At 70.0% G+C, this 14447-nt stretch carries 15 protein-coding genes; 7 read left to right on the top strand and 8 right to left on the bottom strand.

Annotation, left to right across the window (positions count from 1 at the left end; translation table 11 throughout):
• The first annotated feature begins 82 nt into the window (after positions 1–82).
• The gene (locus OV207_RS35140) at positions 83–991 is read left to right on the top strand and encodes a CPBP family intramembrane glutamic endopeptidase (protein ID WP_267559486.1); all 909 of its coding nucleotides are present in this window, start codon (positions 83–85) and stop codon (positions 989–991) included.
• A gap of 136 nt (positions 992–1127) precedes the next feature.
• Here the strand turns inward: OV207_RS35140 and OV207_RS35135 are convergent, their stop codons facing one another.
• On the bottom strand, positions 1128–2186 hold the full coding sequence (locus OV207_RS35135) for a methyltransferase domain-containing protein (protein WP_267559485.1): 1059 nt from the start codon (positions 2184–2186) through the stop codon (positions 1128–1130).
• Between the two features lie 74 nt (positions 2187–2260).
• Between OV207_RS35135 and OV207_RS37700 the strand changes: the two genes are divergently transcribed.
• The 3 genes from OV207_RS37700 to OV207_RS35120 all read left to right on the top strand — a co-directional run bounded on the left by OV207_RS37700 (position 2261) and on the right by OV207_RS35120 (position 3823).
• Positions 2261–2716 (top strand): DUF2379 family protein, encoded by a 456-nt coding sequence (locus OV207_RS37700; RefSeq protein WP_324291595.1) that lies wholly within the window; start codon positions 2261–2263, stop codon positions 2714–2716.
• Positions 2717–3032: 316 nt separating this feature from the next.
• Positions 3033–3452 carry a hypothetical protein gene (locus tag OV207_RS35125; protein WP_267559483.1) on the top strand — a complete coding sequence of 140 codons (420 nt, stop codon included), beginning with the start codon at positions 3033–3035 and terminating at the stop codon, positions 3450–3452.
• Between the two features lie 2 nt (positions 3453–3454).
• Positions 3455–3823 carry a DUSAM domain-containing protein gene (locus tag OV207_RS35120; protein ID WP_267559482.1) on the top strand — a complete coding sequence of 123 codons (369 nt, stop codon included), beginning with the start codon at positions 3455–3457 and terminating at the stop codon, positions 3821–3823.
• Between the two features lie 43 nt (positions 3824–3866).
• Here OV207_RS35120 and OV207_RS35115 read toward each other — a convergent pair whose 3' ends face one another.
• From OV207_RS35115 to OV207_RS35100, 4 genes are all read right to left on the bottom strand, one after another.
• Positions 3867–5660: a Vps62-related protein gene (locus tag OV207_RS35115; protein ID WP_267559481.1), complete on the bottom strand. Its 1794-nt coding sequence runs from the start codon at positions 5658–5660 to the stop codon at positions 3867–3869.
• A gap of 47 nt (positions 5661–5707) precedes the next feature.
• Positions 5708–6970 carry a type II toxin-antitoxin system HipA family toxin gene (locus OV207_RS35110; RefSeq protein WP_267559480.1) on the bottom strand — a complete coding sequence of 421 codons (1263 nt, stop codon included), beginning with the start codon at positions 6968–6970 and terminating at the stop codon, positions 5708–5710.
• Positions 6957–7304, bottom strand: coding sequence for a helix-turn-helix domain-containing protein (locus OV207_RS35105; RefSeq protein ID WP_267559479.1), 348 nt, complete (start codon positions 7302–7304; stop codon positions 6957–6959). The genes OV207_RS35110 and OV207_RS35105 overlap by 14 nt, the downstream gene beginning before the upstream one ends.
• 131 nt (positions 7305–7435) lie before the next feature.
• Complete coding sequence (locus OV207_RS35100) at positions 7436–8383, bottom strand: hypothetical protein (protein ID WP_267559478.1); 948 nt, start codon at positions 8381–8383, stop codon at positions 7436–7438.
• Positions 8384–8604: 221 nt separating this feature from the next.
• On the opposite strand from OV207_RS35100, the gene OV207_RS35095 reads away from it, so the two are divergent.
• The 3 genes from OV207_RS35095 to OV207_RS35085 all read left to right on the top strand — a co-directional run bounded on the left by OV207_RS35095 (position 8605) and on the right by OV207_RS35085 (position 11597).
• Positions 8605–9471, top strand: coding sequence for a TolB family protein (locus OV207_RS35095; protein ID WP_193349989.1), 867 nt, complete (start codon positions 8605–8607; stop codon positions 9469–9471).
• Positions 9468–10106: a M23 family metallopeptidase gene (locus OV207_RS35090; RefSeq protein ID WP_267559476.1), complete on the top strand. Its 639-nt coding sequence runs from the start codon at positions 9468–9470 to the stop codon at positions 10104–10106. Before OV207_RS35095 ends, OV207_RS35090 begins: the two co-directional genes overlap by 4 nt.
• 87 nt (positions 10107–10193) lie before the next feature.
• The gene (locus OV207_RS35085) at positions 10194–11597 is read left to right on the top strand and encodes an amidohydrolase family protein (RefSeq protein ID WP_267559475.1); all 1404 of its coding nucleotides are present in this window, start codon (positions 10194–10196) and stop codon (positions 11595–11597) included.
• Positions 11598–11609: 12 nt separating this feature from the next.
• Here OV207_RS35085 and OV207_RS35080 read toward each other — a convergent pair whose 3' ends face one another.
• From OV207_RS35080 to OV207_RS35070, 3 genes are read right to left on the bottom strand one after another with little or no spacing between them, the layout of a single operon-like run.
• Positions 11610–12293, bottom strand: coding sequence for a TetR/AcrR family transcriptional regulator (locus OV207_RS35080; RefSeq protein WP_267559474.1), 684 nt, complete (start codon positions 12291–12293; stop codon positions 11610–11612).
• Between the two features lie 41 nt (positions 12294–12334).
• Positions 12335–13129, bottom strand: coding sequence for an ABC transporter ATP-binding protein (locus OV207_RS35075; RefSeq protein ID WP_267559473.1), 795 nt, complete (start codon positions 13127–13129; stop codon positions 12335–12337).
• A gap of 49 nt (positions 13130–13178) precedes the next feature.
• Complete coding sequence (locus OV207_RS35070) at positions 13179–14420, bottom strand: GAF domain-containing sensor histidine kinase (RefSeq protein ID WP_267559472.1); 1242 nt, start codon at positions 14418–14420, stop codon at positions 13179–13181.
• Positions 14421–14447: the final 27 nt, after the last annotated feature.

Below are 14447 nucleotides of genomic sequence, written 5' to 3'. Positions count from 1 at the left end.
AGAAACCTGAGGGCGAAGCCGCTAGCGTGTCCGGAATCCCGCGAGGCCCCTGCCCCGTGGACCTGGACCGGAGGAACACCCCGTGCGTCGTGACGTCGCCGTGTTGCTGGAGAACGCCCCATCGAGGCGCCGGGCGCTGTCCGAGGCGGCGTTCGTGTTCCTCGCCGTCCTGGGGCCGTCCACCGCGGGCCCGGCGGGGCGGGTCGTCCTGGCCGTCATCGCGGTCGTGCTGCTGGCCTGGGGGCTGGCCCTCCTGCGTCCCTGGGAGCCGTCACGAGGGGGCGCCTGGCTGGGCATCCTGGGGCTCCTGGTGGCGCTGGGCGGCACGGGCGCGGGCGCCTGGGTGGCTTCAGCGGCGGAGGTGGAGAAGGGCTTCTCGCTGTCCATGGCCCCGCTGTGCATCCGCGCGTTCGGGATGTGCCTGCTGGTGGCGGTGCTGGTGTGGCGCGACGGACAGGGCCCCGCGCAGGTGGGGCTGGTGCGCGAGGGCTGGGCGAAGGAGCTGCTGCTGGGGGTGCCGGTGCTCGTCGGCACCTACGTGGTGCACATCGCCGCGTCGGTGCCCATGGCGGCCGTCGCCGTGGCGCTGAAGCTCGCGGGGCAGGAGATGCTGGCGCGCAAGGGCGTGGCCGCCGCGCTGATGGACACGGGCCTGAGCGTGCCCGCGTTCGCGGCCATCATGGTGCTGGTGACGGGCTTCGAGGAGTTCGTCTTCCGGGGCTTCCTCGTGCCCCGCCTGCGCGTGGTGCTGGGCCGCTGGGTGCCCGCGGTGCTGGTCGCGGCGCTGCTCTTCTGCGTGGGCCACTTCTACGAAGGCATCCTCGCCGTCTTCCAGACCTTCGTGCTGGGGGCCTGGTTCGGGTTCGTCTTCTGGTTCCGGGGACGGCTGTTGCCATTGATTGTCGCGCACGCGGCCTTCAACACCATCAGCTTCGCGCTGGTGATGTGGCTGTCGAAATCAGGCCTCCTGGACAAGCTGCCGCCGATGTGACGGAGCCCTGCTCCAGGGTCATGGACTCCGGCCGGGACACCGACCGGCGCCTCAACGGCGATGGGCCTCCACTGCTCACGCAATCACGTGCAGTCGCCCTTGGGGCCGGCCTGCACGCGCGGCCCCGCGTCTCTTTTTAGAGCCAGGGCCTCAGCCGCTCCCGCAGCGTGCGCACCCCAGGCCATGCCTGCGCCAGCGCGTGGTAGAGCGGCCGTCCGAGCCGGAGCGTGGCCTCCGCCAATTCCGGGGGTCTGGAGGCCGGGGGCTCCGGAGGGCGGGAAGCAGAGGGCTCCGGGGGCCGCGCGGGGCCGGGCGCCGACGCCGCTTCGAGCGCCGCGGCGCGCAGCGACTGCACGCGGAGGGCCCGCTCGCTCTCGCTCTCATCGCTCTCGACGCGCCTCAGGCTGACGAAGAACTCGATGTCCCCTGGAGGGGTCGACGCGAAGTCCGCGAGCTGGAATGGGAACATCCCCAGCTCCGCCAGCGTGACAGCGGCCTCCAGGAAGGAGCGCGGCGTGAAGACCCAGCAGTGCACGTCCGTGTAGCCGGTTGCCTTCACGGCTTCCTGAGACTTCTGCAGCGCATTCTGGAGCGTGCCGGAGCATGAAAGGCGCTCCGCGTCGATGGCGCCGCTCCACATCGCCTGCGCGTCCACCTGGCAATAGCAGGCCCAGAAGTCGAAGACCTGCTTCACGGTGGGCGCGGCGCGGCGCGACAGGAAGGCGTCCACCAGCTCTCCGGGGGTGCTCTCCGGACGCTTCGCATCGAAGCAGAAGCGCTTGTCCGGGATGGCCAGCGAGACGATGCCACCGGGACGCAGCGCCTCGCGCAGGTCCCCCAGCCAGCTCACGGGGTCCGGCACGTGCTCGATGACGTGGCTCGCGAGCACGAAGTCCACCCGCCGGTCGCCCAGCGCACGGGACAGCGTTCGCGACGAGAGGTCCACGTCCACGTCCACGATGGCCGCGGTGTCCCAACCGTGCCCCACGTACTTGCGCCGGAGCACCTCGGTGCTCGCGTGGTCGGCATAGAGAATCCGCCCGGCGTCACGCGTGACGATCGGACTGGCGAGCGGCCCTATCTCCACCCCTTCCATCGTTGAGAGATGGATGGCGCCCAACAGGCGCTCCTGACGACTCTTCATCTGCACCGGCAGCATCGACGACTCCTCATCCTTCTCGCAGCCCGCCATCATGCCAGCACACTCCTACGGCCTCCAACTCGTCTTGCCCATTGCATCTCGCGGTGTCAGTGACGGCACGCCGACGCATGAGGTTTGCGACCGCGCAGAGAGCGTCGGCCTCGCCCCCGTGGCAGGGGCGAGGCTGGATGGCTTGCCTGTCTTGTCGGGCGGTCGCCAGTGCCTCCGGCGCCGGACCGACGTGCGTCACCGCACCACCGGCACTTGCGCGAATGGGGAGGGGGTTGCACGCAAAGAGCGCTCCCTGGATCCCCCGGCGTCAGGAAAGTGACCGCCTCCACCGAGCGGGCCGGGATGATCACGACATGGGGGCAAGAGCAGGCGAACAAGTGCCGACGGCCGAAGAAGGGCGGCTGAGCATGTCCGAGGACACCGACTGGGACGACGTGCGAGCACTCTTCGCTCGCGTTGAGGCAGGCGAGGCGTTGGCACTCACGACAGACGTCCGCGAACTGCTCCTGCGCACGGCCCCACAGGTGGCGATTCCAGGGGACCGCCACCGTCCACCGGCTCCCAGCGGATGATGCCGTCACTGCTTCCGGAAGCACACCGCACAATGTCGCCTTCCGCGTGAAGGGTGCCCCTGGCGCGGAGCCACCGCAGCGCCGTATCGGCACCTCACCCCCTTGAGGCGGGGACACCTGCCCTGCTCCGCATCCGCGCACTCCAAGCGCCACTCCGAAGGCCGGAAACGTGCTGGAGCTGGTGCCGAAGCCGGGCGACAAGCTCCCCGCCTTCATCGCGTAGCAGTCGCCCTTGGAGCCGGCCTGCCCGTGCGACCCTGGGCTTCCCTCCCAAGAAGGAGGCGCCGCACACACAAAGCCGGATAGACCGCCATGCATGAGCACATGGAACACCCCCTCATGGGGCATGCTGGTGGTCTTCGCGTTCGTCCTGGCGGCAGCGGGCCGTAGCAGGACAGCGCACGCCCAGGCCGGCAGCGCTCCGGTGTCCCTGGCGCAGGCGCAGTGCACCCCGAGGGACTCCACGGTGAGCTGCTGCGTGAAGACGCACCCGGGCGCGCCGGAGCGCTGTGGCGCCACGAAGCTGGAAGCGGAGGAAATCCTCTTCACCGCCAAAGTGGCCTCGGAGCTGGCTCGGACAGACCTGCCGGAGTGGAAGCGCTCCTGCATGGAGACCTACGTCAGATGCAAGGAAGAGGAGTGGCGGGGACACTGCTACGACTGCTTCCGGTACTGCGAGGGGCAGAATGGAAACTGGCCGCGTGACAAGTGCCGTCGAAAAACAGGAGGCGACTGACCATGTCCGAGGACATCGACTGGGATCCGGTGCGAGCGCTGGTCGCGCGCGTGGACGCGGGCGAGGCGTTGACGCTGACTCCGCAGGTGCGCGGGGTGCTGCTGCGCACAGCTCGTGAGGTGGGGATACCTGCCCCCGATGCACAGGCAGCCATCAAGGACGCGGGGGCAGCGACTGCCCTGCTGCGTGGCGCCTGGGCCCGCATCCGAGACGGCTCCATCCGCCTGTCGCTCACGGAGATGAGGGCACGGGACCTGGCTCGCGCCGGCGACAAGGCCGGCGCGCGGAAGCTGCTGGAGGACCTGCTCGCCGTGGAGGTGGTGCCGCTCTACCGCGAACTGGCGGAGATGGAGTTGAAGGACCTGGACTGACGCGACCGCGCCAGTCTTGTCGGATGGGAAGTGGGGCAGGTCGCTATTCCAGGGTCATGTACTCCGGCTGGTACACCGACCGATTCCGCAACGGCGACGGGCCGCCGCTGTTCACGCAGTAGCCCGTCGGGTTGTCGCAGCCGCCCTCCGGGTTGCCCCAGTACGCCGTGAGGTTCATCCACGCGAGCGAACCCGCGTACGTCCCGGCCGGCTGCCACGGGATGGACACCACGTGGTTCCAGGTGTCCCACGCGAGCCCGGCCCCGGTGTCGTCGGCCAGGAAGTCGCCATTGAAGATGGTTTCGTAGATGTGGCGCGCCGCGTCCGGGTAGAGCCCATGCGAGCCATTGGCGGAGAAGACCTCCGGGTGCCAGCCCGTGAGGAAGAGCGCCTTGTCACCGAAGGGGAAGGCCTGCCCGCTCGCGTGCTGGCTCAGGTAGACCTGCGCCGGACGCCCGTCGATGAAGCGCACCGTGAGGTGCTCCCAGTCCCCCACGTGGTTGCCGAAGGTGGAGTAGCCACCCACGCAGCCCCAGGGCGAATACCAGCCAATGCACACCCGCTTGCCATTGTTGTAGGGATAGAAATTCCAATACAGCACGTCCGTCACGTTCGTCGGCCGGCCCCCCTGGGTGCGCGGGATGATTTGCGCATAGACGGGCACCGACGTCTGGTTCGGCCGCTGGCCATCCAGGAACTGCGGATCCGTGCAGGAGTCACAGCCCAGCGCCTGGTTCGTCACCAGGTGGCCGTTCTCCTCGTGGACGTTGGCCAGGTGGAACTGGGTGGAGGAAGGGAAGTGGGCCTCGTCCGGGTGCAGCCACACGCGCGGCGCGAACGTGGCCACGACCTGCGCGTCCACCGGCAGGCCGCGCAGCTCCGGGTTGGACGTGGCGCTCTTGTTGAGGACCCAGTAGCGGTTGCCGCCCGTGTCCCCGTGGCTGGGCCGGGAGACGAAGGTGGACGCGGGCAGGCCCCGGTGGTCGCGCGCCACCGCCTGCCACACGCCGATGTCGTCGTTCGCGCCGGAGCCCCTGTCGTCCCAGACCCACGCGGGGTTGGCGGGCAGCACGTATTCGCTCCGCACGCAGCGGATGAGGTCCGTGGAGGGCTTGGAGTAGCCCAGCACCGCGACGTGGCCCAGGCAGGTGTAGCCCGCGGGCGCCACCGGCTCCCAGAAGGAGACGTCGTGCGTGCCACCGGAGCCGGAGTCACTCCAGGTCCAGGTGTAGTTGGACGGACGCGCCAGCACGTCGCCCTCGCCCCGCACCAGGAACGTCGTCGCGGGGACCTGCCCCCGGTTGGACATGGCGACGTCCCCCAGCGAATAGAAGCCAGGAGACTGGGAGAGGTCGGGACGCCAGACGGAAATGTCATTCGTCGCGCCGGTGCCGTGATCGTCGTAGACCCAGGTGAACCGGCGCGAGGGTCGGACCTCCAGGGCCTTCGGCTGGCGCAGCACCGCCGTGTCCGCGCTCAGGGTAAACTCCGCGCTCTGACCCGCGAGCGCGGTCGCCGCGACCAGCTTGTAGCTGCCCGGTGACAGCGTGACGGCCAGCCGCGAGTTCGTGCCGCCACCACCGTTGTCATCCTGCGCGAGGATGGTGCCATTCCCATCCAGCAGGTACAGCCACGCATCCGCCGACGACGTCAGCGTGACGGTGACAGGGGCGCCGGCCGTCTGCGAATCCAGCAGGAACACCCGGTTGCCCGGGCTGGACGGAGCCTGTCCGCCCGAACCCTGCCAGACGCCATACACGGTGTTGGCCTGGGCCGTGTTCGCCAGGAGTGAAGTCGTGGCGAACACCACCAGGGGAAGCAATTGCCGGAGGACCATGGGGACCTGGGGAAAGGGGAACCCGGGACCATAGCCGTGGACGGCCTTCAAATCCGAGGGTCGACGCCGTACTCGAAGCCTTCGTAGTCGAAGGCCCGCGCAATGGCATCCAGGTCCGCCCCGGATCCACCGCAACTCTTGACGACGTCACGCCAGCGAATCGACACCTGATGCTTCATCGTGTCGATGAGGCGGGTGGCCTCCTCCTTCGGCACGCGGAAGCGCGCGCACTCACTCAGGAGGTTGCGGCGGTTGGCCCGGCGGTGCTGGGCGCTTCCCACCTCCATCGCCAGGTCGCGCTCGGTGCTGGCCTGCGGTGCCGGGGTCAGGTCGTAGGCAGGTGACAGGCTCCAGTGAGCGCCAGGCGCGATGAGGGCGTGGTTCCTGGGGTGGTCGTCGATGTTCGAGATGAGGGCGTTGAACACCATCCGGCGGAACAGCTCCCGCAAGTCCTCTCCCGGGTCGCGGACCCAGCGTTTCAACTCATCCGCCAACAGGAGGTAGGACCAGGTCTTGCGTTCATTCGGGCCCACGCGCGGGTTCTCGTCAGCCCGGAGCACCGTCAACGCACTGACCATCCGGTGTCGCAAGTAGCCCTGCTCGGTGCGCTTCCGGTCGAACCGCTGGACCAGGAGCACGTCCTGCCCGGCGATGTTCACGACCTTGCCGGAGGCAGCACGAAGGCCGCATTCGTGCGCGAGCCTCAGCATCGCGAGTTCGACCACGGCGTTGTTCCACCGGTCCCCTCGCGACGGGAACTTGGCGATCCACAAACCCTCATCATCCTCGACGACGTTCTTGGGACGCGCCCCTCCCATGGAGCTTCCTGGGTTCACCAAGTCGTCAATCTGTGGGGACGGGGGCAGTCCCTCCTCGAACCGACGGGCTTCCTCCAGCAACAGGGGAAGCGACAGCACCCTGTTGAAGTGATGAACGGGAGCAGGCGGCGTGGTGCTCGTGCCAAAGGACAGCGCGCCCGCCCGATCCTCCGGGGAGTTGAGGAGGAAGCCAACCTCCGTCAGGTCCCCGCGCCCCAACTGGCGTTCGATGACCCTGCGTCCCCAGGCGTCAGGTGAAGCGTCTCTCAATGCCCCGAAGATGCCTCCCAGTCGGGTCGTCCTGAAGGTGCCCGGCCGCAGCGGAAGCTCGAACAACTCCAGCTCAACGGCACGGGGATTCTCCAGATAGCTCCTGCCGTAGACGAACTGCCCGATGCCGTCCTGCTGGACGTAGCGCCCGCACGTCACGACGTCGAGCGAGTCTGGAAGCTGGATGTACACGTAGCAGCTGGACGCATCAGAAGTCGGCATCGAGCTCATCCTTGCGCTTGGGGACCACGCGCTCCGGTTGGCGAGCCCGCTCAAGCGTCTTTCCCTCCTCGTCACGGTCAGGCGAGGCGAGGTCGTCGAACTCCCGCTCCATCCCCAGCGCCCACAGGACGGTGAAATAGGCACTGAGCGCGGTGGTGGGGCTCCCCTCCTCGATGCGCCTGAGCGTCCCGAGCGCCAGCCCCGTCTTCTTCGCGAGATCCACCTGACGGAGCCCACGCCGGATGCGGGCCCGCGCGATGTTCTGCCCCAGGGCCGTGATGGCCCGGCCCACCGCGAAGGGCAGCGTCTCGTTCGTCAGGTTCTGTCGAGGCATGCTCCGCGATGATGCCGCCGGCCTTCTCCCAGAATCAATCTATTGATGCTCAGCCCATACAAACACCAATAGATTGATTCCCACTTACCCCCTGAGCAGGAGGCGGGCCACGGGCTCCCACCCCAGCCAGGTCAGCTTGGGAGGCGCAGCGACTTCGCCAGCTCCCGCACCAGGCCCCGGGCCACCTCCGGCGAAGGCAGGCCCGACCGGCGGGCCACGTCCTCCGGCATCAGGCTGTCCGCGGCGTCGCGCTCCAGCACGAGCCAGGCCTCATGCCGGGCCGCTTCCACCCGCGCCCGCGCATCCTCCGACAGCCGCGTCCGCGCCCACGCATCAATCGCCCAGGCCAGCTCCGCGTGCCGCAGCTCGTCCGGCGCGATGGCGCCCAGCGCTTCGCGCACCGTCACGTCCTCCGCGCACCGCGCCTGCCAGCCCGCGAGCAACGCGCCGAAGGTCTCCCGCACGCAGCCCTCCACCGCGTTCTCGATGGCGAGCGCCTCCAGCGACCGGTCCCCGAACGGCGCCACCGTCACCTCCGGCATCGCGGCCCCGTGACGCACCGCCAGCGACGCCATCGCTCGCGCGTGACGCACCTCCTCGCCCGCCGCACGGCGCGCGGCCCGCACCCACCGCTCCGGTGCACCATGACGGGCCAGCTCGTCCGCGAGCCTTTCGAACGCCGGAACCGACGCGGCCTCCAGGTGCGCCATCCTGGCGAAGAGCGCTCCCAGCGCGGGCACCCGGTCCTCCAGCGCGCCATCGCTGCACAGGCCCTCGGGACGCCGGCCCTCGCACAGGAACGTCACCTGGCAGCGCACCTCGTCGGGCTCCGGAACGTCCTCCGAGGAGCGCGTGAGCTCACAGGGCGTGGTGCCCCCCACGGCCTGACACAACGCCTCGCAGGAGGTGTCCGCCGTGGGCGCCCCCCCATCCGGCAGCGAGATGGCGGCGATGCGGAACGTCTCCGAACGCGGCTTCGGGTCACAGCCAAAGGTCGATGAACACCCCACCCCCAACGTGGTGACGGGCGCGAGCAGCCACAGGCGGGAGAAGGCACGGCGGAGCTTCTGGCGGGACATCAGGACACCCTTTTTCAGTCTCACTGCCGCCGGCCCGGCGCCCCGAGCCTGCCACGCCGCACCGCGCCCCCGACAGCCCCCTGACACATGGAGGCAGATGACAAACATGTAATTTTCAAGGATTGCATGAATAACCACTTTCCAAGCAACTCATTCACGCGTCGCGAGAAAACCCTGTCGTCACATCCTCCAACGTTGTTCCCCCCCTCTTCTGGAGCGAGATGCGCAAGCCATTCCTGACCCTCACCTTGTTGACGCTGGCGGGCACCAGCGCCCTGGCGTCGGAGCGCCTGAACCCGGCCGACCTGCGCCGGGTCACCAAGGCCCGTGAATCCCTGGTGCCGGCCGTCGCGAAGGAGTTCGGGCCCAAGGCCCGGTTCATCCACCTCTTCGGCCAGGGCCGGGGAATGCTCGCGGGCATCGTCGCGGAGATCCCCGCGGATCCGCTGGGCACGGACGAGCTGCCCCTGCTCGCCATCGTCCGGTACGACGAGTCCACCGGCGCGGTGCGCGTGGTGGACCGCGAGTTCAAGTACCGCGAAGCCCGCACGCTGGGTTCGGAGGTCGCGCTGCTGGATGGCGAGGGCACCCTTCGCCTGCGCGACGCCAACGGCAAGGACCGGCTGCTCGCGCGGAGCGTGGGCGGCGACCTGTTCCCCTCGGCCAAGGGCGACGCGCTGGTGGCCACGCTCCTGATGAACAACGAGGGGCCGCATGAGACCGCCGTGGGCATCATCGACCTCCAGGGCCGCGTGAAGGTGCTCGCGGACGGACCCGGCGTGGACGCGACGCCCAGCATCTCCCCCGACGGCAAGACCGTGGTGTTCGTGTCCGGCCGGACCAGCGTGGCGTCGTTCTACGTGACGGACGTGGAGGGCGCGCCAGCGCGGCAGCTCACCAACGTCGGCCTGGAGAACTACATGCTCTTCGGAGGCCCGCCCAAGGAGTTCGTACCCCCGCCCGTCTCCTCCCACCACATGGAGTGGATGGACGCGGACGTGCTTCGCTACAACGCCGGCGGCGGCGCATTCTGGAAGATCAACGTGCGCACGGGCCACGCGGCTCCGGACGTGGGAGGTGAACCGTGAAGTCCCTCATCCTGGCGCTCGCCTTCGCGCTGCTGACCCTCCCGGCGGCGTCCTCCGCCCAGACGATGTTCCGCTTTCCCGCCTCGCAGCTCGCTGACCAGTGTGGCAACGGCGGCTGCGTGGTGAGCGCCTACAAGGACTACGGCGGCCGGGACTATGCCTGCGGTGGCGTTCGCTACAGCGGCCACACCGGCATCGACTACGCCCTGGTCGGCGGGTTCAGCAAGATGGACTACGGCGTCTGGGCCATGAACGCCGCCCGGGGCTACGTCGAAGCGTCCGTGGATGGCTACTTCGACCGCTGCAACTACTGGAACCAGGCCAACCCCTACGCGGCCTGCGGCCTGTACACGGCGAACTACATCATCATGCGGCACCCGGACAACACGCAGACCAAGTACTGGCACCTGAAGGCCTACACCCAGCAGTTCGCGCGGGGCACCACCCTCGCGTGCGGCAACTGGATCGCCCGGGTGGGTTCGTCCGGCGCCTCCACCGGCCCCCACCTGCACTTCGAGTACTGGGTCCCAGGCTACGGCACGGATGATCCGTACGCGGGCTCCTGCGGAACGCCCTACACGCGCTGGACCGCGCAGGGCGCCTACCGGGGCCTCCCCGGCATCACCTGCCAGTAACCCGGCACCGTCGCGCCCCTGAGGCGTCCCTCCGGGCCCAGCGGGTATACACTGTATACCTGCTGGGCCTGACAGGAGGAGCACCGGATGGGCGACCGATGGCTGCTGCGTGGGGCGGAGATCATCACCTGCGACCCCGAACAGACGGACCTGCCGCGAGGTGACGTCCTGGTGGAGGACGGACGCATCCTCGCGATGGGTCCCCAACTGCACGCCGGGGACTGCCGGCCCGTGGACCTGCGCGGGAAGCTGCTCCTGCCCGGCCTCATCGATGCGCACCGGCACACCTGGCAGACGCCGCTGCGCGCCCTGGGGGCGGACTGGACGGTGATGGACTACCTGGCGGCGGTGCGCGTGAAGCTGTCGCCCGCGTTCCAGCCGGATGATTTGCACGCCGCGAACCTGGCCGGGGCGCTGGAGGCCCTGGACGCGGGCATCACCACGCTCGTGGACTATTCGCACTGCGTGGAGTCCCCCGCGCACGCGGACGCCGCGCTCACGGCGCTCCAGGACTCCGGCATCCGCGCCCTCTTCGCCTACGGCTACGCGGCGGGGCCCCAGGCGAGCGCCGCGCTGCCGACGCCCGCGAGCCGGCTCCTGGATGCCCGGCGCCTGCGCACCACCCGGCTGTCCTCCGACAGCGGACTCGTGCGCATGGGCATCGCCCTGACGGAGATGCAGGTCCCCTGGGAGCAGAGCCGCGCGGAGCTGCGCTCCGCTCGCGAGCTGGGCGTCCCCATCACCGCCCACTGCTCCGCGTGGCCCATGTCAGGCCCCAGCGAAGTGCAGCGGATGGCCGCCGAAGGGCTGCTCGGCCCGGACGTGCTCTTCGTCCATTGCACCTGGAGCCCCGACGAGGACCTGCGACGCATCGCCGACAGCGGCGGCGCCATCGCGGTGACGCCGGAGACGGAGCTGCAGATGGGCATGGGCTTCCCCGTCACCGGACGCGCGCTGCGCGCGGGGGTGCGGACGGCGCTCGGGTGCGACGTCGTCTCCAGCAACGGCGGGGACCTGTTCACCGCGATGCGACTGGCCCTCCAGGTGGAGCGGGGCCGGGCCCATGAACGCGACGGGCTGTCCAAGGTCCTGGCGCTCAAGGCCGCGCGGATGCTGCCCATGGTGACGCTCGACGCCGCGGAGGCGCTGGGACTGGGGCGCGTGACGGGCTCGCTGCGGCCGGGGAAGGACGCGGACCTCATCGTCCTCGACGCGAAGGCGCTGAACCTGACGCCGCTCAACCGCCCCCGCGACGCGGTGGTGCTCCAGGCGCACGCGGGCAACGTCGAGTCGGTGATGGTGCGCGGACGGTGGGCGAAGTTCCAGGGCGCCCTGGTGGACGTGGACCTGGACACCGTCCGCCGCCGGGTCGTCGAGGCCCGCGACGCGGTGCTCGCCCGCGTGGGAGGAGCGGCCGCGCTCCTGGGCGAACGGGAGGCCCTGGGCGCGCACTGGGACATGGGGAGCGCGGGAGGCCCGAAGGACCCGTGACGCGAAGCCGGCTCAGCGCTGGCGGCGCAGGGGACGCTTCCGCGCAGGGGCCCGCCGTGCGTCGATGCGCCGCTGGATTCCTTCCAGCATGAAGTCGAGGCTGGCCTCGAACTCACGCCCTACGTCGGTGGCCCGCATGTGCGGAACGCCGTGGGCAAGCCCCGGGTAGTCCCTGGCGGGAAGCGCCCGGGCCGCCGCGAAGAACCGCTCGAACGGCGGGGGCGTCCCCGGAGGCCCCACGTCCCACGGCTCCTGCCGGCGGATGGCCCCGGCCAGCCAGGAGAAGAACGTGTTGTGCAGTGCCCCCGCCTCCTTCCATGGGATGCCGGCGGCGTGCAGCTTGAGCACCGTCCGGTCGAGGATGACGAGCGCGGGGTGGACGACGGGGCCCTGCTCCAGCAGGAACTCCATCAGCCCCCGGTGCGCCAGCCCCACGGCGCGCAGGCGGCCCGCGAGCCGCCGCAGCCACGCCACCGGCTCCAGCCGCTCCTCCGGCAACACCAGGGTCTGGAGGATGGACTCGGCGCACAGGTGCACGAGCGCGTCCCGGTTCTCGACGTGCTTGTACACGGCCATGGGCGTCACCCGGAGCCGGTTGGCCAGCGTCCGCATGGAGAGCTGTCGCAGCCCCTCTTCCCGGACGAGCGCGACGGCGGCCTCCACCACGGCGTCCCGCGACAGCCGGGGTGGACGCACACGCGCTGCCCGGGGACTGCTCGCGCGGGAGGGCATGGGGCTCAGGCCTTGGCCGGGCGCTGTTCGGAGCGGCGCCGGAGCCAGTTGCGCAGGAAGGCCTTCACCTCCGGGTGCTGCGACTGCTTGAAGTGGTCCGGGGGGCCGTACTCCACCACCCTGCCCTCGTGCATCAGGGCCAGGTGGTCCGCGGTGCCGAAGGCGGACGCCACGTCCGGCGTAATCACCAGCGACGTGGCCCCCAACTGCTGCTTGCCCGTGGTGATGATCTCGTTGACCGCCGCCGTGGTGAGCGGATCCAGGCCGGCCGTGGGGTCGTCGTAGAGCAGTATCTTCGGCTGGAGGATGGTGGCGCGCGCGAAGCCCACGCGCTTCTGCATGCCGCCGGACAGCTCGCCCGGGAAGCGCGTGGCCGCGTGCGACAGGCCCACCTTCTCCAGCGTCTGGTTCACCGTCTTCGCGATCTCCGGCTCCGGCATCCCGGTGCGCTCGCGCAGCGGGAACGCCACGTTGTCGAAGACGTTGAGCGAGTCGAAGAGCGCGTTGGCCTGGAAGAGGATGCCCAGCTTGCGGCGCATCTGGTTGAGGGCAGGCTCGTTCATCCGCGCCACCTCTTCCCCCTCCACCAGGACCACGCCCTTGTCGGGACGGATGAGGCCCATGATGTGCTTCATCAGCACCGTCTTGCCGGAGCCGGAGACCCCCATCAGCACGCAGGTCGTGCCCTCCGGCACCACCAGGTCCACGCCCCGGAGCGCGGGCTGGCCTCCGAAGGACTTGTGGAGGTCCTTCACCTCGATGGTCAGCCTGGGCGTCGACTCACGGCTCGCGTCACTCATCGCCCCGGCACCCTAGTGCGCGGCCCCCGGACACGCGAGGGCTGCCTGCCTACCCGGAGGCCGTCGGGGCTTCCGGCAGCGCCAGCTCGAAGCGCGTGCCCTCCCCCGGCTTCGACGTCACCTCCAGGGTGCCGCCGTGGGCCTCCGCGATGCGCCGCGCGAGGAACAGGCCGATTCCCAGCCCCGTGGAGCCGGGCCCCCGCGCGAAGCGCTCGAAGAGCGTGGAGAACCGTTCGGGCGGAATCCCCGGCCCCTGGTCGGTCACCGCGAGGCGCGTCCACGGCCCCTCCGGGCGCTGCTGCATCTGCACGTCGACGCCCACGGGGAGGCCCGGCGGGGAGTGCTTCAGCGCGTTCGCCACCAGGTTCTCCAGCGCCTGGCGCAGGCGTTCGGGGTCCACGACCATCACCAGCTCCTCGGGGCCCCGGTAGTGCACCGGGTGCGCGGGCGTGTTGGCGGTGGAGCCCACCTCGCGCGCCAGCCCCGCCACGTCCACCGGCTGGGGGCGCAGGGTGAAGAGCCCCTGGTCCAGACGCCCCACGTCCAGCAGGTCCTGGATGAGCCGGGTGAGGGAGCGCAGCGAGGAGGCCGCCCCGTCGGCGTCCCGCAGGTCCTCCGCGCTCTGGTTGCGCGCGGCCCTCCTCTGGATGAGCTGGATGCGGGCCTGGAGCGGCAGCAGGTAGTTGGCCATGTCGTGGGCCAGCACCGTGATGAGCTCCTCCGCCGCCGCCCGGCGGGCCTGCTTCACCGCCAGGTTCGTCAGCTCCTGCACCAGCTCCACCCGGTGGGCCACCAGGCCCACCCAATGCGCGACGGCCCGGAGGAAGTGCAGGTCGCTCTCGGTGAAGAAGTCATTCCTGGCCGACGACACGCCCACCACGCCGCGGGTCTCCATGCCGATGGGCAGGGGCACCATCAGCGAGGAGCGGACCCCCAGCCGGTGCTTGATGCCGGGAAGCTCCTGCGGATCCTCCTCCTGACGGCCCGTCATGAAGGGCTCCTCCGTCTCGTACACCTGGACGGCGCGGCCCCCGTTGGCGAGCTGCAGCCGGTCCAGCCCCAGCGCCTTCTGCAGGCGCGCCATCGGCGTGTCGCTCGTCCCGGCGGCGACCAGGCACTGGGTGCTCATGTCGATGAGGAAGATGTCCACCTTGTCGGCCTTCAACAGCTCCGAGATGAGCTGGCCCACCGTGTTCAGCGTGGGTCGGAGCTCCGCGGCGGGAAGGGCCAGCAGGCCCTCCAGCGCCTGGAGCCGCGCATCCGTCTTCGCCTCCTCCGGTCGGTCGCTCACGGAGCGAAGTTGGGGATCTCCTCGTCC

Source organism: Corallococcus sp. BB11-1, assembly GCF_026626625.1.
Classification (GTDB): domain Bacteria; phylum Myxococcota; class Myxococcia; order Myxococcales; family Myxococcaceae; genus Corallococcus; species Corallococcus soli.
The sequence above is the reverse complement of the archived record's forward strand: the minus strand, read 5'-3'. Positions and strand labels throughout refer to the sequence as shown.

Bases quoted from the DNA above. Each gene is read 5' to 3' on its own strand.
- OV207_RS35135 (WP_267559485.1), bottom strand. From the start codon at position 2,186: ATGATGGCGGGCTGCGAGAAGGATGAGGAGTCGTCGATGCTGCCGGTG.
- OV207_RS37700 (WP_324291595.1), top strand. From the start codon at position 2,261: ATGAGGTTTGCGACCGCGCAGAGAGCGTCGGCCTCGCCCCCGTGGCAG.
- OV207_RS35125 (WP_267559483.1), top strand. From the start codon at position 3,033: ATGAGCACATGGAACACCCCCTCATGGGGCATGCTGGTGGTCTTCGCG.
- OV207_RS35120 (WP_267559482.1), top strand. From the start codon at position 3,455: ATGTCCGAGGACATCGACTGGGATCCGGTGCGAGCGCTGGTCGCGCGC.
- OV207_RS35115 (WP_267559481.1), bottom strand. From the start codon at position 5,660: ATGGTCCTCCGGCAATTGCTTCCCCTGGTGGTGTTCGCCACGACTTCA.
- OV207_RS35110 (WP_267559480.1), bottom strand. From the start codon at position 6,970: ATGCCGACTTCTGATGCGTCCAGCTGCTACGTGTACATCCAGCTTCCA.
- OV207_RS35105 (WP_267559479.1), bottom strand. From the start codon at position 7,304: ATGCCTCGACAGAACCTGACGAACGAGACGCTGCCCTTCGCGGTGGGC.
- OV207_RS35100 (WP_267559478.1), bottom strand. From the start codon at position 8,383: ATGTCCCGCCAGAAGCTCCGCCGTGCCTTCTCCCGCCTGTGGCTGCTC.
- OV207_RS35095 (WP_193349989.1), top strand. From the start codon at position 8,605: ATGCGCAAGCCATTCCTGACCCTCACCTTGTTGACGCTGGCGGGCACC.
- OV207_RS35085 (WP_267559475.1), top strand. From the start codon at position 10,194: ATGGGCGACCGATGGCTGCTGCGTGGGGCGGAGATCATCACCTGCGAC.
- OV207_RS35075 (WP_267559473.1), bottom strand. From the start codon at position 13,129: ATGAGTGACGCGAGCCGTGAGTCGACGCCCAGGCTGACCATCGAGGTG.